This is a genomic window from Pseudomonas sp. 50_B (genome assembly GCF_017491625.1).
Taxonomy (GTDB): Bacteria; Pseudomonadota; Gammaproteobacteria; order Pseudomonadales; family Pseudomonadaceae; genus Aquipseudomonas; species Aquipseudomonas danubii.
Genome location: NZ_JAFGYX010000145.1, coordinates 1 through 457 on the forward strand (window position 1 = coordinate 1; position 457 = coordinate 457).

Below are 457 nucleotides of genomic sequence, written 5' to 3' on the forward strand. Positions count from 1 at the left end.
GGTCGACGGATACGGCGCACAGATGCCTCGTCGTGTCGACGAGCAGCGTGCGCTCGTGCGCGCCGTTCGCGGCGACCGTGAGCGGCGACCAGTTGTGCATATGGCCGAGCGGCCGCGCGCGGTAACCGTTCTCGGCCGCCCAGTTGACGATCGCGACGACGTCGGCGGGCGTCGCGGGCGCGGCGGTCCACAGGTCCGCGACCGCGATCTCGCCGCTCCAGTTGCGAAACGCCTGTTTGTAGAGCGCGATGCCGGCGGGAAAATTCGGCGGCGCCGCGCCCGCGGCTTGCGCGTGCGCGGCAATCGGTCGAATCGGCGTCCATCCGGCGATGATGCCCGCGCCCGCGAGACGCGCGACGTCGCCGAGAAACGCGCGGCGCTCGCGACGCGACGCCGGATCTCCGAGGATCTTTTTCATGGGCTTCTCGAAAAGTTGATTGATTGCGCAATGAAGGAG

The 457-nt window shown here is 68.9% G+C and carries 1 pseudogene; it reads right to left on the reverse strand.

Annotated elements, in window-relative coordinates:
* A pseudogene (locus tag J5M73_RS31330) lies at nt 1–418 on the reverse strand (FAD-binding protein); the annotation flags it as partial.
* Nucleotides 419–457 lie beyond the last annotated feature (39 nt).